Raw genomic sequence first — 23970 nt, 5'->3', positions numbered from 1 at the left:
CTGACATCTCAGCGGCGGGCCTAACGCGGCGGCAACGCGGCCCGGCTCGGGACGTCCTTCCGGGCTCTGGCTGCTCCGGCCATGCGCGCGGCGGTGGCGAAGTCCTGCAGACGACGCAGCAGCCGCGTGGGCCTGCCGGTGTCGGCGGGCGGGTTCACCTCGTCGGCGAGGTCCAGGGTCTGGCGCGGCTGGGGCTGCCAGTCATAGGCGAAGAACGCGATGCCGTCCGCGTCCAGCCGACGGACGAAATCGAGCAGGCCCTGCAGACCCCCCACATCGAGGAAGACCAGGTCGCGCATGTCGCAGGCCACCACGTCCACGCCGTCGAGAGCGGCCTGCACATCGTCAAGAGCGGATCGGGTGGCCATGCGGAGCTCACCCGCGGGAGCGAGGTGCATCGTCGGCCCGTAGCGCCTCACCGTGATCCGCAGGCCCTCGGCGTTCGCGGGCCAGCCGTGGACGGTGAGCACCTGCTCGGCCCCGGTGAGCCGCAGCAGGCGTGCCACGGGGCGGCTGAGTGCGGTGAGGACGAGGGTTTTCCCCTCCTGCAGGGCCTGCCGGTTCAGGTCCAGCAGGACGTGCAGACCGGAACTGTCGCAGAAGGTGACGGCGGCCAGATCGACGTCGAGTCCCCCGCGGCCGCCGGACAGCGCTGCGGTGAGGTCCTCGCGCAGGTGGTCGGCGTCGTCCATGTCGATCTCGCCCCTCACTCGGGCCAGCACCCGCCGGGGCCCCTGTTCGACGACCACGGACAGGACGCTGTCGGCATGATCCGCCCCCGCGTGCGGGAGTCGGGGATCAGAGGTCATGGCCTTGCTCCCTTCAGCGCTCCGATACGTGGGGGAAAACCTGGCAGTGACACCGACACGGCGCGCCCCGCCCGCTGTGTGCGGATCAGCCGCGCGAGTCGCGTTCATGGTGGTCGCCGTCCACGGGAGGACGCCCGGCCCCCTCTGCCCGTCGGTTCAGGTCGACCAACAGCCGCAGGAAGTCCGTGATCGGCTGATATCCCTCGGCCGGATGACGGAAGGGCGCCCCGGAAGTCACCTCGTAGTGATTGCGGCGGCCGTGGCGTACCCGTGTGAGGTATCCGGCGCTCTCCAGATTCGCGACGATGGCCTGAGCCGCGCGTTCGGTGATACGGCAGGTCACGGCCATGTCCCGCAGCCGCGTCTCCGGGTCCTCGAGGACCATGGCGAGGATCCGGGCGTGGTTCGTGACGAACGTCCAGCTGGTCCGATGCTCCATCGGTTCCATGTCCGAATTATACGAAATTTAATTCAGGTTTCGCTAGACCGGAATCGCAGTGCGTACTTTCCATGCCGCACCTCTTGAGGCGCTGCTCGGCGATCTCCGTGCTCCGTGCTCGGCGATCTCCGTGCTCCGTGCTCCGTGCTCCGTGCTCCGTGCTCCGTGCTCCGTGCTCCGCGAGTGGCTGCTGCTTCGCCCGCGGGCCCGTTCACCTCTCCTCGCGCAGGCCCCTGATGCCGGTCACGTCGGTGTCGACGGCATCGGGTACGACCATGCCGGGCGGGCAGGGGTGAGCGTCTCGGCGGGGTGCGGGAACGTACACCGTTTGTCCAGTGCGCAGTTGAGGTGCGTGGAGGGCGAGGTCCGAGAATGCGGCGATCAACGTGCCGGCGGTGCGGTCGTCGTCGGCGTGGGTGGGCTGGGCGCTGATGCGGCGGTGATCGGAGACGTGGAGGTTGACGCCGTGGCTCCGGCGCAGCCAGTCGGCGGCCCGGTAGCCGGTGACCCGGCAGGCGCTGATGTCGATGATGATCTGGAGGGGATCGAGGTCGAAGGCTTTTCCGGGGCCGCAGAAGTCGGCGCGGTCGTGGACGTGGAGGCCGTCGATGCGGGAGATCCGTTCGCGGACCCGGGCGGCGAGGGCGAGGGCGTCGTCGTAGAGGGCCTTGCCCTGCTCGGCCATCTGGCGCCGCCATCCGTCGAGGGCCGCGTACACGAGGACGGAGGGGCTGGTGGTTCCCGGCAGGTCCTCACGACCCCTGAGCACTTCGGGGCCACCAGGTCCGCCCTGGAGGTGGAAGACCGAGCTCTGTTCGAGCCCGGAGCCCGTCTTGTGCACCGAGGTGACGCACACGTCCGCGCCGACGTCCCTGGCCCAGGTCGGCAGGCCGGCAGGCCGGGATGGAAGGGCAGATGGGCTCCCCTGCCTCGTCGACGATGACGGGGCGCCGCGCCGGTGGCAGACCTCGGCGATGGCGGCGAGGTCGGCCGGTCGCGGCCGAACTCCTGGCCCGCGCCCAGACGTTGCCGGTGGCACGCCGACCGCGCGAGCGGATCGACTGGCGGCGGGTACGCGACGACACCGCCGGCGCCTCTCTCTGCGGCATCGAGCGGACGAACTCGGCTGGGCTCCTTCCGTACGAGTACGGCCCCGAAGGCGGTCTCGGCCTTCCTCGAAGGCCTCCGCGAGGGCGAGGGCCCGGACGCGGGCGCGGGCGAGTCGGGGCACGAGGGCGGGACGATGTGACCGTCCCCAGGCCCGCGAACGGGGAGCGCCGCCATCCGGAGGGGGGGAGGCCGGACGGCGGCGCCCGTTCGGCGTATGCCCGCGGGCCGCCTCTTCATGCGCGTGAAGACGTCACCCTTCGCGCGGCAGCAGCGGGCCCAGCGGGCCGAGGTCCAGGTTGAGGTCGTCCAGCGTGTAGCCGTGCTCGGCGCAGAGATCGGACAGGGCGTCGTGCAGGGCCATCAGGGTCGCGCCCAGCTCCTCTTCCTGGTCGTCGGTGAGGTCGCCGGCGTCCACGCGCCGCAACGCCTGCCTCTCGATGAGCTGGCGCAGGAGCTCCACGATCGTGAGGACGAGCTTGAGGAGATCCTCCTCCACCGTCTCGCGGCCGGTCCGGATCCGGCGCGCGGGAGGCGAGGGCTCGTCTGCGGAGGGGGACGGCGCCTGGAGGAGGCGGAACGCGTCGCCCAGGCCGGCCGCGACGTCGGGCAGGGCGGGCGAGGTGTCCGGGGAGGTCTTCCCTTCCCCGGGTGTCGGACCGGTCTCGCTCACGTCGGCCCCCGGTCGGCCGGTGCCAGCGGGTCCGCCTCGGTGCCGACGGACACGATCAGGGCGCGGAGCGAGATGCGCACGAGGTCGATGTCGGCGATCGACAGGACGATGTCGCCGGAGAGGACCACGCCCCCACTGAGCAGCCTGTCGAGCAGGTCGACCAGGGCGACCTGGCGTTCGGGCAGCGCTTCGACGGGCCGGGCCGTGGTCATGGCGCCCGCCCGGCCCCGTCTGCGTCCGGCCGGCGCGGCGGCGGCATGGCGAAGGAATACGGGGCCCATGGCCCGGTGACCTCGATGCGTACGCCGTCGATGTCCTGCGTCACCGTGGTGAGTGCCGCGCGGAACGCGTCGGCCCGTTCGTCCGGGACGAGGTAGGCGTCGTTGAGGACGTTCTCGTCGGGCCCCGCCAGGGCTCCGCGCTGGGCGGGGTGCCGCACGCGGTGGGGGGTGAACCGGGAGGCGAGCGCCTCGATCCGTTCGGCGGCCTGTCGGGCGTGCAGGTAGCGGCTCTCCTGGGCGCTGTGCTGTGCGCGGCGCCGGCGCAGGTACGCCTTCCCGGGGCTGAGCCCGGCGGTGTCCCCGGAGTCGGCGACCGCTTCTCCGCGCTGCCCCTCCGAGGGCGCCGCGGAGGACACGTACAGCTTGACTCCGAATTCGCTCTGGCCTCGGAGCAGGGCGATCCGCTCGGCGAGGGCGGGCCGCTGGGCGACGAGGGCCCGGCGGGCCCGGTCGTCGTTCTGGTAGACGGTGGCCAGGCGCAGCGGCAGGACGGTGTGGTGGCGGGCGATCGTCTGGACGACCTCGTTGTGGGCCCGTGCGACGCCCTCCAGCCACTCCAGGTCCTCGAAGCGCCGCTTCAGTGCCCGTTCGTCGAATTCGTGGGGCGCGACGCGGCTGATGACGAACGCGACGGCGTCCTTCGGGCCGCTCGTACGGGGGGTGCCGTCCGGCACTCGCTCGTTCTCGCTCTCGCCGAGCAGGCCGAGGAGGGAGACGGGCGCCCCCGACACTCCGCGGACGCCGACGAGCTCGGCGCGCAGTCGCCGTGTGTCGGGAGCCGCGGCATAGACGTAGGTCAGGCCGTCGTGACCGTTCATTCTCCGCGCCTTCGGGGTGGTCGCGCAGCGGGGTCATCCGGTTCCCCGGCGGTGTCCGGCGGTGTGGCCGCCTCACCGGACGTGTCCGTCTCGCGCTCCTGCGACCGGGATGCGCGCCGCCGCCGGGCGTCCCCGGGGGTCACGGCCTCGCGCCGCAACTCCTCCAGTTCCGCGCGCAGTCGGCGGTTCTCCTCCGCCAACGGGTCGCCGCTGTGTCTCGACGAGAGCGAGGGGTCGTACTCCCACCAATCGATGCCCATCTCCTTCGCCTTGTCCACAGAGGCGACCAGGATCCGCAGTTTGATGGTCAACAGCTCGATGTCGAGCAGGTTGATGCGGATGTCCCCGGCGATGACGATGCCCTTGTCCAGGACGCGTTCGAGGATGTCCGCGAGGTTCGCGGAGGAACCCTGGCCATAGGGCGCCGGCGTCGCTCGGGAGGGGAGGTGCCCGAAGCGTTCGGGCAGGGGATCAGACACGGTGCTGGCCTCGTCTTCCGGTCATTGCATCCGCTGTCGATGGGCCGCGATCTCGTCCAGCCGGTCGAGCAGCTCGTCCTCGCGTTCGTCGAAGGTTTCCTGATCGATCTCCCCTTCTACGAGCCGGCCCTCCAGGTCCGCGAGCTCCCGGCGGACGGGAGCGGGGTCGTAGTACTCCTCCTCCGCCTTCTCGGCCACCCTCTCGGCGACCCAGACGACACCGCGGACCGGTGCGAGGGGGAGCGTGAGCAGGTACGTCACCAGGCCCATCCTCGTGCCCTCCTTCCCGGGGGCGTTCGGTCACTGCACGAAGCTGTACGGCGGCAGCGGGCCGCTGATCCGGAGCTCGACGTCGTCCTCGATCTCCTGGGCGAGGTTCGCCTGCGCCGTCAGGAAGTCCTGCTTCCGGTCGTCGGGGACCAGCAGCGAGAGGTTGAGGAGATCATCGCCCGACGGCTGCCGGACTCTGTGCTCCCGGGCGAACGGCACCAGTGCTTCGATCAGTCCGGACGCCAGGGCCTCCTGTCGTTCGCTTACCTGCGCGGCCACCAGCTGACCGAGGGCCAGCGGCAGCTGCGGGTCCTCCTCCCCGGAGCGGATCCGCTCGTTCAGCTCCTGCGCCTCGGGGGTCTCCCGCAGGATCCGGCGCAGGAGCTTCTCCTCCTCCTGGGAAGCGCGCACGTGGTACTCGACGCAGCCCTCGAGCCGCTCCAGGTCGGCGAGGTAGCTGTCGGCGTCCCTGCGGAGCACCTCCTCGACCGTCGACTCGTCGGGGGCGGTGTAGCCGAACTGCAGGGGCAGGACGGGCCCGCCCTTCATGAGGCGTTCCTGCACTTCCTGGTGGATCAGCAGATCACGCCGCTTGGGCCGGATCTCCTCGGAGACGGCGCTGACCACGGCACGGACGCGCCCGGAAGAGAGGACGCGCACGGGCGCCGGTTCCGAGCCCACGCCGGACAGGCCCTCGACGGAGGCGGGGTGGTTCTCCGCGACGATCGCGTAGACGTAGAGGGCCATGGGTCACTCCTTCTCCCGGTGCGCCGTGCGTCGGGTCGCGGGCCGCCGACGTCGGGGAGCGGGCTCCTCCTCCGCCTCCTCCTCGTCCGATTCCTCGGCGTCACGGGACTTCCCGGTCAGTGACTCCTTCACCGCGTCGACCGCTCCGGTGAGCGCCCCCTTGGACTTGCCGCGGGCCCCGCCCTCCGTCATGTCCCCCACGATCTCGGACAGCTGTGCCGGGGCCTTGCGGCCCGATTCGAGGTCGAGTCTGTTGCACGCCTCGGCGAAGCGGAGGTAGGTGTCCACGCTGGCCACGACGATCCGCGCGTCGATCTTGAGGATCTCGATGCCGACCAGGGACACCCGGACGAACACGTCGATCACCAGGCCCCGGTCCAATATCAGCTCCAGGACGTCGTAGAGACTGCCCGTGGAGCCCCCGCCCCTGTTGAGAGCACTGCCGCTCTGCGGCACCATGGTCATGGCGCCTCCTTTCACGGCCGAGCCGGTTCAGAACGGCCGATCGGTCATTCCTCGGTTGTAACGGCGAGTCCGCTCGAACGAGATCAATGCGCCTTCCTCGTCGAGCACCACCTTGTAGCTGGCCAGCACGCTGGTCGTGTCCGGAATGCGCTCCAGCTCCACCACCTCGACCTGCGCCTCCCACCCCTCGTCAGCGGGCTTCAGCGAGGACACGGACTCAGGCGGTCTGCCCAGAAGTGTGGCGAGTTGAGCGGAAGCCGCTCTCATGGCTGAAGCCGCGTCGACGGATTTCGCCCGTCGTGACGTGGGCTTCCGGCGAGGGCGGTCGGGGTCCGCTGAGGCCATAGGGCGCTCCGATGAGACATACAGCCGACAGAGGCTAGAATTCCATGATATAGGGACAAATAGCATGCCGGGAGAGCAGGCTCGTTCCCCATCGCCCGAGCGGGGCGTCCTTTACGGGGGTACAGGTGGCGCGCATTCCCACGCGAGAGTCCCGTACCAGGCGGCGGCGCGGCCGCAGGCGCCCGGTGAAAGGGACAGGGGCCATGGACAACACGACCAAGCTCACCCTGGCGGCCGCACTGGCCGGGGGCTACGTACTGGGACGCACGAAGAAGGCCCGCCTCGCGTTCTCCCTGGCGACCTACCTCGCCGGCCGGCGCTTCGGTCTCGAGCCGCGACAGCTCGCGACCCAGGGCCTGACCAAGCTCATGGAGATTCCTCAGGTCGCCGACATCACCGACCAACTGAAGGGCGAGGCCCTGGACGCCGGCCGCCAGGCACTGAGTGCGGCGGCCAACCGCAAGCTCATCGACTTCGCGGACTCGCTCCACGAGCGGACGCTGGCGATCGAGAGCGGCGAAGAGAAGGACGAGGGAGAGGGAGAGGACGAGGAAGGCCGCTACGACGACGAGGACGAGGACGAGGGCTACGAGGAAGACGAGTTGGAGGCAGAGGAAGAACCCGAGGAGGACGAGGAAGGCGAGGAAGGCGAGGAGGACGAGGAGGACGAGGAGGGCGAAGAGGAGGCTGAAGAGGAGGAACGGCAGCCGGAGAAGCCACGCTCACAGCGGTCCTCACGTCCGTCGTCCCGTACACGGGAGAAGGAAACCTCCAAGTCCCGTCCGCGCAGGGCCTCTCAGAGTCGTTCTACGACCCCGACGGACGAGAAGACCGCCGCGCCGGCCAAGAAGACGGCCGCCAAGAGGCCGGCGTCGAAGGCCGCGGCGAAGAAGACCACGACGCGGAGGCGGTCGGCCTCCGAGCAGGCGCCCGCGAAGAAGGCCGCTCCCGCGAAGAAAGCCACCTCTGCGAAGAAAGCCGCCCCCGCGAAGAAGACCACCAGCGCCCGGCCGGCGAAGAAGACGGCCGCACGCAAGACGGCGGCGAAGAAGACGGCAGCCAGGAAGGCCCCCGCGAAAAAGGCCCCCGCCAAGAAGGGACCGGCCAAGAAGGCGCCCGCCAAGAAGACCGCGGCGAAGAAGACCGCAGCGCGCACGAGCACGGCCCGCAAGCCGGCGGCGAAGAAGACGACGGCGCGCAAGCCGTCGACGCGGAGGTAGGTCATGGCAACCACAGGCCGCAGCCAGGACAAGCAGTCCGAATCCGGAATGGACCGGTTGCTCGGCGAGCTGGGCGACTTCCTCGTCGCCCAGACGGGGCAGTTGGCGGAGAAGGCCACGGACAAGCTCGGAGAGGTCACCGACCAGCTGTACGACGTGGCCGACAACGGCGGCAAGCTCACGGACATCGGTGGCCGCATCTTCCAAGGGGATTCCCCGGTCAAGGCCATGGTGGGGAGTTCACTCAGCGGCCTCAAGGACAAGGTCACCGATGCCGCGTCGAATCTGTTCGGCGGGGGAAAGGGCAAGCGCAAGAGCGGAACGCAGAAGATGACCAGCATCGTCGAGACCGTCGATGTGGGCGCTCCCTTGCGCAGGGTCTACAACCACTGGACCCAGTACGAGGATTTCAGCGGATTCGCCAAGGGCGTCCGCAACGTCTCGCAGGGCGACGAGACCACTAGCGACTGGAAGGTCAAGGTGGGCCCCTCGACCCGCAGTTGGAAGGCCACGGTCCAGGAACAGGTACCCGACGACCACATCATATGGACCTCCGACGGCGCCAAGGGGTCGACTCGGGGCTGTGTGAGCTTCCATGAGCTCGCCCCCTCCCTCACCCGGATCCTGCTCACCGTCGAGTACTACCCCTCCGGCCTCTTCGAGAAGACGGGCAACCTGTGGCGCGCCCAGGGCCGTCGGCTCCGGCTCGACCTCAAGCACTTCCGCCGCCATGTCACCCTCACGGACGACGAGCCGGAGGGCTGGCGCGGCGAGATCCGCGACGGCGAGGTGGTCCGCTCGCACGAGGAAGCCCTCGAGGAGGAGGAACAGGAGAACGGCGAAGCGGGCGAGGAGGAGGACGAGGAAGGGCAGGAGCCCGAGGAGGGGTACGAGGAGGAGTACGAGGACGAGGGGGAGTACGAGGACGAGGAGGGGAACGGCGAGGGGTACGAGGACGCCGAGCCCGACGACGAGGAGCACGAGGAAGGCTACGCCGAGGACGCGGAGGGCGACCGGGACGAAGACGAAGAGGCGGACGAGGAGGACGAGTACGAGGAGGAGGACGAGGACGACACCACCGGTCGCCGGCGGCGCAGGCGCTGATCTCGGCCCGTTCCCCACACCGGCAGGAGGAGAGGCCGTCGCGGCCGCTCCTCCCGCAGTCGGGTGATGCGCTGATCAGTGCCCGGATCGGCCGGGCCGTCGGACATCTGGTCAGTGCTTCAGTGTGTCCTTGGCCTTCCGCGCGGTCTGCTTGGCGTCACCCGCGACCTGCTCGGCGCGGCCCTTCATCTCCAGGCTCGTGTTGCCGGTGGCCTTGCCCGTGGTCTCCTTCACCTTTCCCTTGGCGGTCTGCGCCATGTTCTTGGCCTTCTTCCCTCCGGCCATGACAGTCACCTTCCCGCACTAGCCTCGACCCGCCTCATGAGCGGGCCATGACGGCGACTACCCCGATAATCCGCGCGCATGCTCCGATCAGCGCTTGAAGAAGTCCTTGCCCTTCTCCTTCGCCTGGCGGGCCTTGCCCCGGCCCTGCAGCGCGGCGCCCTTGGCCGCCGTCTTGTCATCGCCCGACGCATGGGCGACTCGCCTGACGACCTTGCCCGTGATCTGCTCGATCTTGGCCTTGGCCTTCTCCCTGGCACTCATGTCGGTCCCTTCTCGGACAGTCACTGCACCACCTACCCGCCGCTCCGGCCAGTAACCGGTCGCCGCGGCGGCCTCGGCGACGCCGCCCGGCATCAGGTGCCGGAAGCCGTGCACACCGACGCCTTCCTCCGGCGGAAGGTCCACGAAGAGCCGCTTCACACCCCGCCGTACCGACCGCGGCAGGGGAACCTCACGGCCCCCCGGCCGTCCCCGTTACTCTCCGTCTCGTCCGGGAACCGCTCGGCCACCGACGGGGCGAGCGCATTCAGCCTCCGCGATCCGAGACCGGGGACGATGTGCGCGTCGATCGAACGGTCGACGCGCCGGCCTGCCTGAAGGGCGCGCATGATGCTCTTGGCCTGCGGCGACGCCAAGCAGTCAGATCTTGGACCCGCACAGGGTGCACAGCGCGAAGGAGCTCCCGATCCGTCTGCTCCCTGCCTGCTTCAGCGGGTCGAGGGCCCTCTTCGGAGCACACGGCGGTCCGCGGGCCCGGTCAGCGGTCCCGGGTACGACAGGACTCACGAAACGGGTCCGTTTTCGGGCCCCGTGCTCTACCGTCCCTCCATGCCGTCTTCGCTGCTGCACCGACGCTGCCCCGAACTGACCGACTCGCTGCCCTTCCTCCGGCTGGGGAAGGCGCCCACGCCGGTTCGGCGGCTGCCCGGCCTCGGCACGCGGGCCGAGCTGTGGATCAAGGACGAGAGCGGATACGGCGACGGCGGCTGGGGCGGCAACAAGGTCCGCAAGCTGGAGTGGCTGCTGCCGGAGGCCCGGCGGCGCGGTGCGAGGACCATCCTCACGGTCGGCGGTCTCGGCACCAACTGGGGCCTCGCCGCCGCCCGGTACGCGGGGGAACTGGGGCTCGGGGTGGCCCTGGGCCTGATCGACCAACCGGTCGACGCGCACGTGCGGGACCAGCTGGAGCGGCTGCGCGCCTCCGGCGCGACGCTGCACTTCCTGCACGACAAGACCCGGTTGGTCCTGGCCGCGCCCTGGCTCTTCGCCCGGCACTCGCACGGTCTCGCCCTGCCGTACTACCTGCCGGCGGGCGGCTCCTCGCCGCTCGGCACGCTCGGTGCCGTGGAGATCGCCCTGGAGCTGGGCGCGCAGGTCGAGGCCGGGGAGCTGCCGGAGCCGGCGTGGCTGGTCACCGCCGTCGGTTCCGGCGGCACCGCCGCGGGTCTCGCCCTCGGGCTGCGGCTCGCCGGACTGCGCACCCGTGTCCTCGGCGTCGTGGTCAACGACACCCTGCGGCTGGACCCCGCCGCCCTCCTCAAGCTGGCCCGCCGCTCCACGGCCCTGCTCCGGGCCCGGGGCGCCGACCTGGACGGTGCCGAGCCCGCCCCCGACGCGATCCGCGTCGAGACGGCCTGGCTGGGCGACGGCTACGCCCACCCCACCCGGACCGGCGACGAGGCCCTCGACCGCGCCTCGGCGCAGGCCGGCCTGACCCTGGAACGCACCTACACCGCCAAGGCGCTCGCCGCCCTGCTCGACCTCGACGCGGCCGGCCGGCTGGACGGCGGCCCGGTGCTCTTCCTGCAGACCCACGGGCCGCGCTGACGTGGCATCGGGGCGGGGGCCGGGGCGGGAGAGTCCCCCCGCCTAAGCGGCGGCCCGCGAAGGGCACGGGGGCCGCCGCGACGTGGGCCGCAGGGTTACGGCAGGGTCCAGCGCTGGTTGGCGCCGCCGTTGCAGGTCCAGACGATCAGCTGGGTGCCGTCGGTGGTGCTGGCGGCCGGGTCGTCGAGGCAGAGGCCGGACCCGACGCCCTTCAGGGAGCCGTCGGCCTGCGGGGTCCACTGCTGGTTGCCGCCGCCGTTGCAGGTCCACAGGTCGACGAGGGTGCCGTTGCCGGTGCCCGCGCCGACCACGTCCAGGCACTTGCCGGCGTGCAGCAGCCGGCCGTTGTCCCAGGTCCACGTCTGGGCGGGGTCGGTGCTGTCGCAGCTCCAGATGATGGCCTTGGTGCCGTCGGCGGAGGAGTTGCCGGCGGCGTCGAGGCACTTGCCGGTCACGCCCGACGGGACCGGGCCGGTGAACGAGCCGCCACCGGTGCCGGGGGTGAGGGCGAACCGGTCGAACTGCTGCGTCTGGTAGCCGGTCACGCCCAGGCCGGCCATGCCGGAGGTGAACGAGTGGTCGGTGGCGCTGCCGACGGTCCGCCCGTCGATCGCGGCGGTCAGGGTCGAGCCCTGCATGGTGAGGGCCATGCGGTGCCAGGTGTTCAGGCCGGGCGCGGTGACGGTGCCGGAGGCCAGGGTGGTGGCGTTCCAGGCGAGGTCGGTCTTGACGATCGACCAGGCACCGGCGCTGCTGAGGCGCAGGTGGTAGGCGTTCAGGCCGCCGTTGTTGCGGCCCTGCTGGTTGACGCGACCGAGGACCTCGGTGGAACCGGCCTGCTCGAACAGGGTGTCCGCGCTGACGGTGTAGTTCACCCAGCTGCTGTCACCGACGATCGAGTAGGGCATGTTGTTCGACTCGTCGGTCCAGCGGATCGGGGAGACCGGAGCCATCTGGCGCAGACACGTGGCGGTGCGGCCGCCGCCGCAGGGAACGGTCTGGAAGGCGCCGTTCATGTCGGAGAAGTACTTCGGAGAGGTGCTCGCGGCCGGTGTGTCGAAGTCGTCGGCGTAGGGCAGGTTCAGCGGCGCGGGTGCCGGCGGGGTGGCGCTGCCCTTGCCCTGACCGGTGGTGGTGGTCACCGTGTAGACGTAGCCGGGCTGGAGGGTGAGCGTGTACGTGCCTCCGACCGGGGTGATGTCCTGCTGGCGGACGAAGTCGTCGGACGGGTCGGCGGTGGCGAGGTTCGTCGCCCAGACGTGCACCTGGCCGGTGGAGAGGCCGCCGGTGACCGTGAAGCTCGCGGTCTGTGCGGCGGTGGCGTCCATGGTCTCGATGACCGTGGAGTAGTCGGGGCCGTTCGGCGACCTCAGCGCGACGTAGCTGCCGTTCGCGCGCTTGCCGCCCAGGTAGCCGGCGGCCGAGTCGAGGTACGTCCAGCCGGGCTGGGTGAACTGGGTCGTGTGCGCCGTGGCCCAGGTGGTCTGGCCGACGGAGTAGTTGCCGGACCAGGGCTGCGCGGCGAGCGACATGCCGTCGGTGGAGAAGGAGAGGTTCTGGTAGAGCGCGGCGACGACCGGCCAGTTCATGAACGAGGTCATCTTGCCGTCGATGTAGTCGCGGTTGATCGCGCGTGCCACCGCCGGGGCGCCGGTGTTGTAGTCCTGGGAGCCGCTCTCGCTGGCCCAGATCGGCTTGCCGAGCGCCTGGGCCGTCGCCGTGCTGTTGCAGGTGGTCATCGGGCCGAGGTAGCCGCACGGGTAGTGCATGCCGATGATGTCGATGGCGGAGTCGAGCTCCGGGTCGCTCGTCATCGCGGTGGCGAGGCTCCAGTCGTAGCTGTCCGCCCCGACGACCTTGGTGTTCGCGTGGCCGCCGCCGACCAGTGCCTTCTTGAAGTTCTTGTACCAGGTGGCGTTGTACTCGCGCTCGTTCCAGCCGCCGATGTAGTCGATCGGCAGGTGGTGCTGGTCGGCGCAGCCGAACCAGCCCATGATGTAGTCGATCATGTCCTGGGACCAGAAGTACGGCTTCCCGGGTGACGGGTTGGCGGGGTCGTCGACGCCGACCCAGCCGGGCGCGCCCCAGGCGAGGCCGTAGAGCTTGATGTCAGGGTTGCGGGCCTTGGCCTGCTCGGCCAGCCACCACTCGTAGCCCTGGTTGCAGTCGACCGCGCCGCGGGAGTGCTGATAGCTGGCCTCGGCGCCGTCGGTGGAGTTGGTGTCGCCGCCGATCTCGATCTTGAGCGACTGGAGGGCGGCGCCGTAGCCGGGCTTGAAGAGGTAGTCGAGGAGCTGACTGCGCTGCGGCTCGGGGTAGTCGATCAGCAGGCGGGAGTTGCCGCCTCCGCCGCTGGCGGCACCGACGCCGTCGAAGACCCGGCCGGTCTTGGTGCCGTCCACGGTGATCTGGGTGCCCGCCGGGGGTGCGGCGGCATCGGCGGCATCGGCGGGGGTGGCCGCCGGTCCGGCGGCGAGTCCGGCGAACAGGAGGAGCGAGGCGGCCAGGGCCGCCTTTCTGAGGGTGCGTCCAGGGGAGGCCAGGACACGGAGGGGCCCGTGCATGGAGATGCCTTTCGTACGGCGCGGGGGAAGGAGGGCCGCCACACCTCTTCCGACCTCTTCCGGGCGGGTGGGTGGGCGACGGGCGGATCACGACTGTCACCCAAAAACAAACAGATTCGACCGCGTCCGAACGGTAAGGTGCGGGGCGCCGATGGTCAATGGTTCCTCGTGCGGTTTTCCTTCGAGTAATTCCGCAGCGGCCGCCCGCCCCCGGCCCTCGATCACTCCGCCGACGGCGCCCGGTCGAGCGCCGAGGAAATGGATTTCCGTGTGGTGCGGAGTTTTCTGAGCACGCTCGCCACATGGTTCTCGACGGTCCTCGGGGAGAGCCGGAGCGCGGTGGCGATGTGCTGGTTGGTGGCGCGGGTCGCCAGCAGCCCGGCCACCTGCTGCTCGCGGGGCGAGAGCCGGTCGCCGTAGCCCCGGCGGCCGGGCGAGGGGGCGCGGGAGAGGCCGAGGCCGTGCGCCAGCCGCCGGCAGCGGCTCAGGTCGCCGTCGGCACCCAGCCGGGCGTAGCCGTCCACGGCCTCGGCGAGGACGTCCGCCGCCTCGGGTCGGTCCGCACGGGCCAGGGCGGCCCCGTTCCGCTCCGCGGCACGGGCGGCCTCGTACGGCCGGCCGATGCTCCGCCACGCCCGCCGGGCGGCGGCGAAGTGCCCGGCCGCCGCACCGGGCTCGGCGTCGAGCAGCAGAAGGCCCCGGGCGAGGTGCAGTTCGGCGTCGGCGGCCGGGGCGTCCAGGCCGCGCAGCGCCTGTTCCGCGTCGGCGGCGAGGCCCTCCGCGAAGGCGCGCTCCCCGCAGGCGAGCGCCGCCCCGACCGCCACCGGGACGAGCCCGGTCGCCTTGGGCCACGTGGCGCCGCGGCGCAGCAGGGCGACCGCCGGCCCGGCCGCCGCCATCGCCTCCTGCGGTACGCCCCGGTCGAGCAGCACCGATGCGCGCCCGGCGGCTGCCCGCAGCGCCACCGGAGCGGTGCGCCGGTTCGCCTCCGGCACCTCCGCCCGGGCGAAGTGGTGCAGCGCCTGTCCGCTCCGGCCACGCGCTGCGGCCAGCAGGCCCCGGGCGAGCGACCGCTCCGTGTCGGGCCGCGCGAGATCGGGACAGCCGGCGGCCAAGGCGTCGTCCGCCAGCGCGTCGAGACGTTCCTCCAGACCGTCCCAGCGGCCGGCGAGGAGGTCCAGGCGGAGCAGACCGGCCCTGCCGTGGAGGGCGAGCACCGGCACGTCGGTGAGCGCGGCCAGCCGGACGCCCTCGGCGAGCAGCGCGGCCGCGCGGGGATCGTGCCCGAGCGCCGTGGCGGCGTCGCCCGCGTCTGCCAGGGCGCGCGCGGTCCGTCGGCGCGCGTCGACGTCCTCGCCGTCGCGCGGGAGCAGGTCGAGCAGCGGCCAGACGGACGGATCGCCCTGTCCGCAGCGCAGGGTGAGCCGTGTGGTGAACACGGTCGCGCGGGCGCCGGTGTCGGCATCGGGGCCGGCGTCGAGCGCCGCCTCGGCCCGTTCGAGCCACTCCCGGGACCGGGCGGGGGGCTCGGTCTCGTCCAGGGCGAGGGCGAGGGCGGCGAGGGCGGCCGGTTCCGGGTGGTGGGCGAGGTCGGGGACGGCCGCGAGCAGTTCGGTGCTGCCGGCGCGGTCCCCGTCGCGGTCGAGCAGGACGAGGCCCAGGGCGAGGCGGACGGCGCCCCGGGCGGCGGCGGGCAGGCCCGGCAGCGCCAGGAGGTCCCGCAGCCGGGCCGTGTCCACCCCGCGGCCGAGGCCGTCGGCGGCGAGGCGGGCCAGGGCGAGGGCGGCCCGGTCGTATCGGTCCGGGTCCGGGCCGGGCTGGTCGAGGATCCCGCAGAGCAGTGTCACGGCCGTCGCGGGGTCTCCGGCCCCCGCGGCCTCGGCGGCCGCTTCCCCGGCCCGCTCCAGCCAGGCGGCCCGGTCTCCGAGGGCCAGCCGGTGGTGGGCGAGCCGCACCCGGGGAACGGGGTCCGAGCGCTCCAGCACCGCCACGGCGCGCCGGTGCAGGCGGAGTCGGCGCGGCAGCGGCACCAGTTCGTACACGGTCCGCGCGGCGAGCGGGTGACGGAAGTCGTAGCACTGGCCACCGGCCTCGCGGAGCAGGGCGCCGCGCAGGACCTCGATCAGCCCCCGGCCGCCGGAGTCCGGATCGAGTCCGGCGACCTCGACGAGCGCCGGCTCGTCGGCGGGACCGGCGAGCACCGCCGCCGCCTCGGCGATCGCGGCGCCCGGCGGGGAGAGCGCGGCGATCCGTTCGGAGACCGCCTCGCGCAGACCACGGGGTACGGCCGCGCCGCGCAACCGCGGCACGTCGCCCGCCGCACCCGGCCCGCGGGGTACGAGCCCGGCGGGCGCGGTCTCGGCGGGCGCGGTCTCGGCGAGCATGGCGAGGTCTTCCTCCAGCACCAGCGGCAGGCCCCGGCTCCGCTCGTACAGGGCCGCGACCAGCGCCCCGGTGACCGGCCCGCCGAGTGCCGCCGTCGCCAGTTCCCTCACGTCGGCGACGGCCAGGGGCCGGAGGCGGAGGGTCGTACCGGCGGCGCCGGGCGGACGGCGGTAGGCGGAGCCGAGCGGGAGCCGACCGGGCGGGAGGTCCTCGATGCGGTGGGTGAGGACCAGGCTCAACTGCTCCGGGAGGTCGCGGGCGAGGAGCAGGAGCAGGTCGCGCGAGGCGTCGTCGGCCCATTGGAGGTCCTCGACGACCAGCACGGCCGGGCCGAGCACCCGGAGCAGGGCGCGGACCGCCGCGAGCAGGTCGGGCGGCCCGGTCCGGTGCCGGCCGGCACCGCCGCTCCCCCGCGGCAGCCGGTCGGCGAGCGCGGGCAGCAGGCGGAGCAGCGGGGCGGCCGCCGGAGGGAGCGCGGTGTCGCCGAGCCAGGGCCCGGCCTTGTCCAGGGCATCGGCCAGCGGCCCGTACGGGGAGGGTTCGCGCAGCGGGTGGCAGAGCCCGGTGAGCACCGGGGTGCCCTCGGCGCGCAGCACGGCGGCCGCCTCGGCGACCAGTCGTGACTTGCCGGCGCCCGCCTCTCCTTCGACCAGCGCCACCGCCGGCGACGTGCGGATCGTGTCGAGCAGGCGGCCCAGTTCGCGGCCGCGGCCGACGAGTGGGTATCCGCCGACTCCGGCGGTCCCGCCCGGGGCGAGTGGTCGTGCCACGTGTCCACCCCTCCCCTTCGGCATCAGGAGGTCCACTTTCGGTCACCGGACGGCCGTGAAACCATCCGTATGTCATCGACTCCGGATACCTAATAAATGAATTCTGAATTCCTGAGTACTCCATTCCATAGGTATCGATAACGAAGCGATATCGGGCGGGAGTCGAATGTTTTGAGCTCTTGACGGCGGGGTGAACCGGCGGTTTTGCTGTGACGCATCGCGTTTGAAAGTGATGACATGTGATCGATTGTGTTGAGATCAGTTGTCTCACTCGTCCCCTCTGGAGCCGCTTCATGTCCGCCACCCGCGCCCGCCTGCTCCCCGCCGCCGTGCTGGGACTGTCCGCCGTCCTCGGCCTGACCGCCTGTTCCTCGGGCCAGACCGCCGGCGGTTCGGACGGCTCGGCCGCACCCGTCAGCGGGAAGATCTCGCTGACCTACCTGCAGAAGCAGGGCGACCAGGAGTACTTCGTCGGCGAGGCCGCCGGGGCGAAGGCCAAGGCCGACGAGCTCGGCATCGACCTCAAGGTGGTCAACCTCGGCAACGACGCCAACAAGACGGTCGGCGAGGTGCAGTCGGCGATCGCGCAGAAGAGCAACGGTCTGATCGTCGTGGTGCCGGACCCGGCGGTCGGCCCGCAGATCGTGCAGACGGCCAAGGACGCCAAGGTCGCGCTGCTCACCTCCGACGACCAGGTCTGCGCCACCGGCCCGGCCCCCGCCTCCTGCGCCAAGGGCGACCTGGTGCCGCGCATCGGCTTCAGCGGCGACCAGATGGGCGCCGAGGTCGGCAAGCGGGCCGCCGAGGAGTACAAGAAGGCCGGCTGGAAGGCGGCCGACACCCGGATCATCTCCGCGTGGAAGCAGGACGTCACCGTCTGCGGCGACCGCGTCAAGGCCGCCAAGGCCGCCTTCGACTCGGCAGTCCCGGGCGTGACGACCCTCGACGTCGCCACCGACAACACCCCCACCGGCGCCCAGGACAAGGTCGCGGCGACCGTCACCGCCAACCCCGGCGTCAAGCACTGGGTGGTCTGGGGCTGCAACGACGAGAACGTCCAGGGCGGCGTCACCGCCCTGCAGAACGCCGGCATCGCCCCGCAGGACATCGACGGTGTCGGCCTCGGCGCCTACCTGGCCTGCAAGTCCTGGAAGTCCGGCAAGCCCTCCGGGATGAAGGCCGCCCTGTTCATCAACGGCAAGGACGTCGGCGCGCTCGCCGTCCAGACCATGTACGACCACCTCAAGAACGGCAAGAAGTTCCCGGCCGAGGCCTTCGCCCCGACCAAGATGGTCGACGCCGCCACCTGGCAGGCCGCGGGCGTCAACTGCGGCTGACCCACAGTCGAGAGCCGGTGCGGCCCCATCAACCCCCGCCTGCCGCACCGGCTCTCCACCACGCCGGCACCTCGTACCGCCCAGGCCGCACCGGCACCCCGTACCGACCGAGCCGCACCGCCCCGTCCCACCCGGGGCCGCGCCGGCTCCCCCGCCCGGCCCTCCCGTCCCGCCCGTACCGCACCGCCAGTTGAGGCCATGATGACCACATCCAGCCGCTCGCCCGCCGCGCCGGCCCACCCGCCCGGCCTGACCGCCGAGAACGTCGGCAAACGCTTCGGAACCGTCCAGGCGCTGCGGGGCATCGACCTGAACTTCCCGCCCGGGCAGGTCACCGCCCTGATGGGCGAGAACGGAGCCGGGAAGTCCACCCTGCTGCGCATCCTGACGGGTGATCACCGGCCCAGCGAGGGCAGGGTCCTGCTCGACGGCGACGTGCTCGATCTGAACTCGCCGATCGACGCCCGTCGTGCCGGGATCCGGATCATCCCGCAGGAGCCGGAGATCATCCCGCACGTGTCGGTCGCCGAGAACGTCTACGCGGGTGCCCTGCCGCACCGCGCGGGCCGCCGTCTGGACCGCGCCGAGCTGCGCCGCCGGATCATCGCCGACCTGGACCGCCTCGGCTTCACCAAGGTCCTCGACCCCGACCTCCTCGGATCGGAACTCACCGCCGCACAGCGCCAGTTGGTCGAGATCCTGCGGGCGCTCACCGGCGACACCCCGCCCCGTGTGATCGCCTTCGACGAGCCCACCTCCTCGCTCTCCGAGCACGAGGTCGAAGCGCTCTTCGCCCTGATCGAGCGGTTGCGCTCGGAGGGCATCGCGGTCGTGTACGTCTCCCACCGGATGAAGGAGATCTTCCGGCTCGCCGACCGGATCGCGGTCCTGCGCGACGGCACGCTCGCCGGTGTGGCGGACGCCGCCGAGACGGACGAGAACGAGCTGGTCCGGCTGATGGTCGGCCGCGACCTGGCCGGCCTGTTCGTCCGTCAGAACGTCGCCACCGAGCGGGTGGTACTCCAGGTGGACGGCCTCGACACCGACGACGTCCACGACGTGTCGCTCACCGTCCACGCCGGCGAGGTCGTCGCCCTGGCGGGCCTGATCGGCGCCGGCCGCTCCGAGCTCGCCCTCGCCCTGGCGGGAGACACACCGATCCGCTCCGGCACGGTGGCGCTCTCCGGCCGGGAACTGCGCCTCGGCAGCCCGCGCCGGGCGATCCGGGCCGGCATCGGCCTCGCGCCCGAGGAGCGCAAGGCCCAGGCGCTGTTCCTGCACCGCACCATCCGGGACAACACCTCGCTGGTCAGTCTCGAACGACTGCGCCGCCGGCGCTTCGTCAGGCTCCGCGAGGAGAAGGACCTCGCCCAGCGCTATGCCGACCGGCTGAGGGTGCGCGCCCCCTCGATCGAGACCGAGGTCCGCACCCTGTCCGGCGGCAACCAGCAGAAGGTGGTGCTCGCCCGCTGGCTGGCCCGCAGGCCCGACCTGCTCATCCTGGACGAGCCCACGCGCGGCGTCGACATCGGCGCCAAGGCCGAGATCTACCAGATCATCGCCGACCTCGCCCGGGACGGCGTCGCGGTCCTCGTGATCTCCTCCGAACTCCCCGAGGTCCTCGGCCTCGCCGACCGCGTCGTCGTCATGCAGAACGGCCGGATCACCGGAGAGCTCAGCCGCGCCGAAGCCTCCGAGGAGGCGATCCTCGCCCTCGCGATGGCCGACGACCTGACCGCCACCGACTCCCGAACCGACCGCCACGCCAGCACCGGAGCACAGAAGCCATGACCACCAGCACCGCCCCCACCACCGCACCGCAGCGGCCCGCCGGCGTCCGGGCGCTGCTCGGCTCCGTCGGCGGCCAGAACCTCAGCCTGATCGGCGCCCTCGCCGTCGTCGTCGTCCTGTTCGGCTCGCTCAACCCGAACTTCCTCGGCTGGGACAACATCCAGGTGATCGCCGAGTCGGCCACCATCGCCGGTCTCCTCGCCGTCGTCCAGACCGTCGTCATCATCTGCGGCGGCCTCGACATCTCCGTCGGCTCCCAGGCAGGTCTGGCCTCCGTGGTCAGCGCCATGGTGTTCACCGCGACCGGCTCCAGCGCCCCGGCGGGCATCGGGGCCGCCCTCGCCATCGGTGCGGTCGTCGGCCTGTTCAACGGCGTCGTCATCATCTACGGCCGGGTCAACCCCACCATCGCCACCCTGGCCGGCCTCGCCGCCTACAAGGGCGTCGCCCAGCTCGTCTCCGACGGCCGCGCCCAGGGGTACGTGCTCGGCGACCCGGTCTTCGTCTTCCTCAGCCGCGGCAAGATCGCCGGCCTGCCCACCATGATCTGGATCCTGATCCTGGTCGCCGCCGCCGTCCACGTGCTGCTCACCTACACCGACATCGGCCGCAACGTCTACGCCATCGGCGGCAACGACACCGCCGCCCGCCTGGCCGGCATCAACCTCAACAAGTACCTGATCTCCGCCTACGCGCTCAGCGGCGCGGTCGCCGCCCTCGCCGGCGTCCTGCTCACCGCCCGCACCGGAAGCGGTCAGCCCGTCTCCGGCAGCGAGGGCCTGGAACTCCAGTCCATCACCGCCGCCGCGCTCGGCGGCTGCGCCCTCAAGGGCGGCAAGGGCACCATCGGCGGCACCCTGCTCGCCGTCGCCCTGCTCGGCGCCCTCCAGAACGGCCTCACCGTCCAGGGCATCAACAGCTTCTGGCAGAACGTCGCCCAGGGCACCCTCCTGGTCGCCGCCGTGGTGATCCAGCAGCGCCGCAACCGCGAACGCGCCGTCGGCCTGCCGGCCTGATCGAACTCCCGGGGCCGGCCGCCGGAGGGAGCCGGCCGGCCCCGGGCCCTCCGTGGCGGCGCGCGCCGGTTCGCACCCGGCCCGCGCCGCCACAGCCACGACCACCTGGCCGCCGTCCCCGTCCCGGGCGGCGGCCGGGGCCGTTCAGGACCGGTTCACCCGGCGTCCGCGCTCCCCGGGTAGACGGCCGCGACCCGCTTCCGGTCCACTCCGAGCTTCCGCAGCACCTTGGCGACGTGGTTCTCCACCGTCCGCGGGGACAGGAAGAGCGCCTCCGCGATGCGCTGGTTGGTGGCGCCGGCCGCGAGCAGCCCGGCGACCTCGTGCTCGCGCGGCGACAGACTGCCGCCGTAGCCCCGCCTGCCCGGCCCACGGCGGGGGACGCCGAAGTCCCGCAGGCCCCGCCCGCAGCGCCCCGCGTCCGCGGTGGCGCCCAGCTCGGTGAAGAGGGCCATCGCCTCGGTGAGCGGCCCGGCCGCCGCGCCGGGGTCGGAGCTCAGCAGGACGTCGCCCTGCCGTTCGCGCGCGCGGGCTCTCTCGTACGGTCGGCCGATCTCCTCCCATCTGTCGGCCGCTTCGGCGAAGTGCCGTGCGGCGGCGGCAGGTTCGGTCTCCTGGCGCAGCAGGCCGTGGGCGATCTCCAGGTCGGCGGCGGTCGCCGGGGCGTCGCGTCCGAGGATGCCGTGCCCGGCCTCGGCGGCCAGCCGCTCGGCTTCCTCACGGTCGCCGCAGGCCAGGACCGCCTCGACCGCGGCCGACAGCAGTCCGGCGGCCCGGGGCCAGGCGCCGGTGCGCCGGGCGGTGGCGACGGCCCTCTCGGCGACCTGCCGGGCCCGCAGGGCCTCGCCCCTGGCCAGGTGGACGGCGCTCAGACCGGCGGCCGCCCGCAGCTCATGGCCCACCACCAGCAGGCCGGCCCCGGCCTTGACGGCCTCGGTGAACAGCTCCGCCGCTCTGGCGTACCGCCCCCTGGACGTGGCGAGGGTCCCGGTCAGCAGGGCCCGCTCGGCCTGTACGAAGACCGAGGTCGGGTAGGCGTCGACCAGCGCCTCCAGTCGCTCCTCCAGCCCCTCCCAGTGTCCGGCGAAGGCGTCGATCCGCAGCAGCGTGCCCCGGGACAGGAATTCCACGATCGGGCTGCCGACCCGGCCCGCGACCTGTCCGGCCTCGGCCGCCAGCGCGGCGGCGCGCCGGTCGTGCCCCAGGTAGACGGCGGTGTCGGCGACGTTCTGCAGGGCGCGCCCCGTCTGGCGGAGCAGCTCCCGGTCCTGCGTGCTGCGGGGCAGCCGATCGGTCGACTCCCATACGCCGGGGTCTCCCTGACAGGTCATCAGGGTCAGGCGGCTGGCGTGGACCGCCGCCTTCAGCACCTCGTTCGCGCTGTCGCGGACCACGTCCTCGGCGCGCTCCAGCCAGGCGCGGGTGTAGGCGGGTCCCTCCGCCTCCTTGAGGGCCAGCGCGACCATCGCCCGCACGGCGCGCTCGGGGTGGTGGGGCTCCAGTTCGCCGACCGCCCGTTCCACCTCGTCGAACCCGGCGGGGTCGGCGTTCTCGTTGAGCATGCCGAGACCCAGGCCGAGCCGGATCTCGCCGCGGACCGCCTCGGGCAGCCGGGGGTCGTCGACGAGCCGGCGCAGCAGCCGGGCGTCGGTGCGGAAATCGACGCTGGAGGCGGCGATCCCGGCCAGGGTCAGGGCCGCCCGGGAGCGTCCCTCGCCCTCCAGCTCCGGGGTGTCGAGCAGCCGGCGCAGCAGCGTGGCCGCCGTACCGCCGTCGCGGACGGCGATCGCCTCGTCGACGGCCTCCTGCGCGCACCGGAGCCAGCCGGCCCGGTCTCCCGCCGCGAGGGTGTGGTGGGCGATCTGCACGGACGGGGCCGGGGTACGGCTCCGCAGCGCCTCGACCGCGCGCAGGTGCAGGCGCCGCCGGGCGGGGCCGGGAATGTTCCGGTAGACGACCTGCTGGCCGAGCGCGTGGCGGAACGCGTACGCGCCCTGGTCGGCCTCGCGCAGGACGGAGGCCCCGAGCAGCTCGATGAGTGCCCCGGCGCCCTGTTCCTCGTCCAGCCCGGCCAGGGCGGTCAGCGTCTCCTCGAGTGCCGGGGTCGCGAGCACGGCCGCGGCTGCCGCCAGCGCGCCGGCCTGCGGCGACAGCGTGCCGAGCCGCTCGATGACCGCCTCGCGCAGGCCGCGTGGGGCGTCCGCGTCCTGGAGCCGTTCCACCGCCTCGCCGTATCCCCGGCTTCCGCTGTACTCGGCGAGGGTGATCAGGTCCTCCTCGGCGACCAGCGGCAGGCCCTCGCTGCGCCGGTACAGGGCGGTGCCGAGGGCGGGGGTGGCGTGCGGGCCCAGGGCGGCGGACGCCAGCTCCTGGACCTCGGACTCCGCCAGCGGGCCGAGCCGGATCACCCCGCCTCCGGTGCCGGGCGGGTGGCGGTAGGCGGCGCCGAGCACGGTGCCTCCCGGCGGCAGGTCCTCGGCCCGGTAGGTGAGCACGAGGCCCAGCCGGGGCGGCAGGTCGCGGGCGAGCAGCAGGAGCAGGTCGCGGGTGGCCTCGTCCGCCCAGTGCAGGTCCTCGACGACCAGCGTCGTCGAGCCGAGCGCGGTCAGGAACGACCGTACGGCCTGGAGCAGCAGGAAACGCCGGCCGGGGAGGTCGGCCGGCTGTGCCGGCGGGGGCGGGAGCCGGTCGGCCAGGTCGGGCAGCAGCGGTGTCAGGGCGCCGGCGGTCGGCGGGAAGGCGGGGGTGTCCGTCAGGTCGGCCTTGCGCAGCGCGTCGACCACAGGCCCGTACGGGAAGGGCTCGCGCAGCGGGTGGCAGAAGCCGGTCAGCACCTGGTGCCGCTCGGCGCCGAGCTCGATCGTCGCCTCGCGGATCAGTCGGGACTTGCCGACGCCCGCCTCGCCCTCGACCAGGACGGCCGCCGGCGGCCGGCGCACCGCGGCCAGCAGCTGCCCGAGCTGTCGCCGCCGGCCCACCAGCCGGAACCTCCCGCCCCGGTCCTCCGTCCCGTCCCCGAGCTCCCGCATCGCCTGGTCCCCGTCCCGCGCCGTACCGGAATTCGCGGAAGAAGGCCGTCGGCGCGACGACGTACCTGCGAAGGGAACAGGAACGAGGGCGGCACATCGGCCGCCCGGATGTCAGGTCCTGGACAGGAACAGGGTACGCAACGCCCCTCGCGGGCTCGCAGTGACCATCCTCACCGCGTGCCCTTCCGCTCGCGGAGCCAGTGCTCGAA

At 72.5% G+C, this 23970-nt stretch carries 22 protein-coding genes; 6 read left to right on the top strand and 16 right to left on the bottom strand.

Features of this window, described 5'->3' with window-relative positions:
- Window positions 1-20: 20 nt before the first annotated feature.
- The 11 genes from ACFYUS_RS07215 to ACFYUS_RS07165 all read right to left on the bottom strand — a co-directional run bounded on the left by ACFYUS_RS07215 (window position 21) and on the right by ACFYUS_RS07165 (window position 6433).
- Window positions 21-809 carry an anti-sigma factor antagonist gene (locus ACFYUS_RS07215; protein WP_388846807.1) on the bottom strand — a complete coding sequence of 263 codons (789 nt, stop codon included), beginning with the start codon at window positions 807-809 and terminating at the stop codon, window positions 21-23.
- A gap of 85 nt (window positions 810-894) precedes the next feature.
- Window positions 895-1257, bottom strand: a complete 363-nt coding sequence (locus tag ACFYUS_RS07210; protein WP_388846805.1) for an AsnC family transcriptional regulator — start codon at window positions 1255-1257, stop codon at window positions 895-897.
- A gap of 202 nt (window positions 1258-1459) precedes the next feature.
- Window positions 1460-2104: a hypothetical protein gene (locus ACFYUS_RS07205; RefSeq protein WP_388846803.1), complete on the bottom strand. Its 645-nt coding sequence runs from the start codon at window positions 2102-2104 to the stop codon at window positions 1460-1462.
- A 504-nt stretch (window positions 2105-2608) separates the two neighbouring features.
- Entirely contained in the window at window positions 2609-3028 is a 420-nt protein-coding gene (locus ACFYUS_RS07200) for a gas vesicle protein K (protein WP_388846801.1), read from the bottom strand.
- The gene (locus tag ACFYUS_RS07195; RefSeq protein WP_388846799.1) at window positions 3025-3240 is read right to left on the bottom strand and encodes a gas vesicle protein; all 216 of its coding nucleotides are present in this window, start codon (window positions 3238-3240) and stop codon (window positions 3025-3027) included. Before ACFYUS_RS07195 ends, ACFYUS_RS07200 begins: the two co-directional genes overlap by 4 nt.
- The gene (locus ACFYUS_RS07190; RefSeq protein WP_388846797.1) at window positions 3237-4127 is read right to left on the bottom strand and encodes a GvpL/GvpF family gas vesicle protein; all 891 of its coding nucleotides are present in this window, start codon (window positions 4125-4127) and stop codon (window positions 3237-3239) included. The genes ACFYUS_RS07195 and ACFYUS_RS07190 overlap by 4 nt, the downstream gene beginning before the upstream one ends.
- A complete protein-coding gene (gene gvpJ / locus ACFYUS_RS07185; protein ID WP_388846795.1) occupies window positions 4124-4606 on the bottom strand; it encodes a gas vesicle protein GvpJ in 483 nt (160 codons plus the stop codon). The genes ACFYUS_RS07190 and gvpJ overlap by 4 nt, the downstream gene beginning before the upstream one ends.
- 21 nt (window positions 4607-4627) lie before the next feature.
- Window positions 4628-4876, bottom strand: a complete 249-nt coding sequence (locus tag ACFYUS_RS07180) for a gas vesicle protein GvpG (protein ID WP_388846793.1) — start codon at window positions 4874-4876, stop codon at window positions 4628-4630.
- A gap of 30 nt (window positions 4877-4906) precedes the next feature.
- Window positions 4907-5623 (bottom strand): GvpL/GvpF family gas vesicle protein, encoded by a 717-nt coding sequence (locus ACFYUS_RS07175; RefSeq protein ID WP_388846791.1) that lies wholly within the window; start codon window positions 5621-5623, stop codon window positions 4907-4909.
- Between the two features lie 3 nt (window positions 5624-5626).
- The gene (locus tag ACFYUS_RS07170) at window positions 5627-6088 is read right to left on the bottom strand and encodes a gas vesicle structural protein GvpA (protein WP_388846789.1); all 462 of its coding nucleotides are present in this window, start codon (window positions 6086-6088) and stop codon (window positions 5627-5629) included.
- A 27-nt stretch (window positions 6089-6115) separates the two neighbouring features.
- On the bottom strand, window positions 6116-6433 hold the full coding sequence (locus ACFYUS_RS07165) for a gas vesicle protein (RefSeq protein ID WP_388846787.1): 318 nt from the start codon (window positions 6431-6433) through the stop codon (window positions 6116-6118).
- Between the two features lie 203 nt (window positions 6434-6636).
- Here ACFYUS_RS07165 and ACFYUS_RS07160 point away from each other — a divergent pair, with 203 nt between their 5' ends.
- Window positions 6637-7653, top strand: coding sequence for a histone H1-like repetitive region-containing protein (locus tag ACFYUS_RS07160; RefSeq protein WP_388846785.1), 1017 nt, complete (start codon window positions 6637-6639; stop codon window positions 7651-7653).
- Between the two features lie 3 nt (window positions 7654-7656).
- Window positions 7657-8757, top strand: a complete 1101-nt coding sequence (locus tag ACFYUS_RS07155; protein ID WP_388846783.1) for an SRPBCC family protein — start codon at window positions 7657-7659, stop codon at window positions 8755-8757.
- A gap of 111 nt (window positions 8758-8868) precedes the next feature.
- Here ACFYUS_RS07155 and ACFYUS_RS07150 read toward each other — a convergent pair whose 3' ends face one another.
- Both ACFYUS_RS07150 and ACFYUS_RS07145 read right to left on the bottom strand, forming a co-directional pair.
- Window positions 8869-9042, bottom strand: coding sequence for a CsbD family protein (locus ACFYUS_RS07150; protein WP_369142992.1), 174 nt, complete (start codon window positions 9040-9042; stop codon window positions 8869-8871).
- An 87-nt stretch (window positions 9043-9129) separates the two neighbouring features.
- The gene (locus ACFYUS_RS07145; protein WP_388846781.1) at window positions 9130-9462 is read right to left on the bottom strand and encodes a CsbD family protein; all 333 of its coding nucleotides are present in this window, start codon (window positions 9460-9462) and stop codon (window positions 9130-9132) included.
- A 408-nt stretch (window positions 9463-9870) separates the two neighbouring features.
- On the opposite strand from ACFYUS_RS07145, the gene ACFYUS_RS07140 reads away from it, so the two are divergent.
- Window positions 9871-10869, top strand: a complete 999-nt coding sequence (locus ACFYUS_RS07140) for a pyridoxal-phosphate dependent enzyme (protein ID WP_388846779.1) — start codon at window positions 9871-9873, stop codon at window positions 10867-10869.
- 95 nt (window positions 10870-10964) lie between these two features.
- On the opposite strand, the gene ACFYUS_RS07135 is transcribed toward ACFYUS_RS07140, so the two are convergent.
- Window positions 10965-13433 (bottom strand): ricin-type beta-trefoil lectin domain protein, encoded by a 2469-nt coding sequence (locus ACFYUS_RS07135; RefSeq protein ID WP_388846777.1) that lies wholly within the window; start codon window positions 13431-13433, stop codon window positions 10965-10967.
- A gap of 221 nt (window positions 13434-13654) precedes the next feature.
- The gene (locus ACFYUS_RS07130; RefSeq protein WP_388846775.1) at window positions 13655-16588 is read right to left on the bottom strand and encodes an AAA family ATPase; all 2934 of its coding nucleotides are present in this window, start codon (window positions 16586-16588) and stop codon (window positions 13655-13657) included.
- 293 nt (window positions 16589-16881) lie between these two features.
- Here ACFYUS_RS07130 and ACFYUS_RS07125 point away from each other — a divergent pair, with 293 nt between their 5' ends.
- From ACFYUS_RS07125 to ACFYUS_RS07115, 3 genes are all read left to right on the top strand, one after another.
- Window positions 16882-17925, top strand: a complete 1044-nt coding sequence (locus ACFYUS_RS07125; RefSeq protein WP_388846773.1) for a substrate-binding domain-containing protein — start codon at window positions 16882-16884, stop codon at window positions 17923-17925.
- 198 nt (window positions 17926-18123) lie between these two features.
- Window positions 18124-19716, top strand: a complete 1593-nt coding sequence (locus ACFYUS_RS07120; RefSeq protein ID WP_388846771.1) for a sugar ABC transporter ATP-binding protein — start codon at window positions 18124-18126, stop codon at window positions 19714-19716.
- The gene (locus ACFYUS_RS07115; protein ID WP_388846769.1) at window positions 19713-20732 is read left to right on the top strand and encodes an ABC transporter permease; all 1020 of its coding nucleotides are present in this window, start codon (window positions 19713-19715) and stop codon (window positions 20730-20732) included. Before ACFYUS_RS07120 ends, ACFYUS_RS07115 begins: the two co-directional genes overlap by 4 nt.
- 155 nt (window positions 20733-20887) lie before the next feature.
- Here ACFYUS_RS07115 and ACFYUS_RS07110 read toward each other — a convergent pair whose 3' ends face one another.
- Window positions 20888-23761: an ATP-binding protein gene (locus ACFYUS_RS07110; RefSeq protein ID WP_388846767.1), complete on the bottom strand. Its 2874-nt coding sequence runs from the start codon at window positions 23759-23761 to the stop codon at window positions 20888-20890.
- Window positions 23762-23970: the final 209 nt, after the last annotated feature.

The sequence above is a fragment of the Streptomyces sp. NPDC004284 genome (assembly GCF_042874035.1).
Classification (GTDB): Bacteria; Actinomycetota; Actinomycetes; order Streptomycetales; family Streptomycetaceae; genus Streptomyces.
This window is presented reverse-complemented; position numbering and strand designations above follow the sequence as displayed.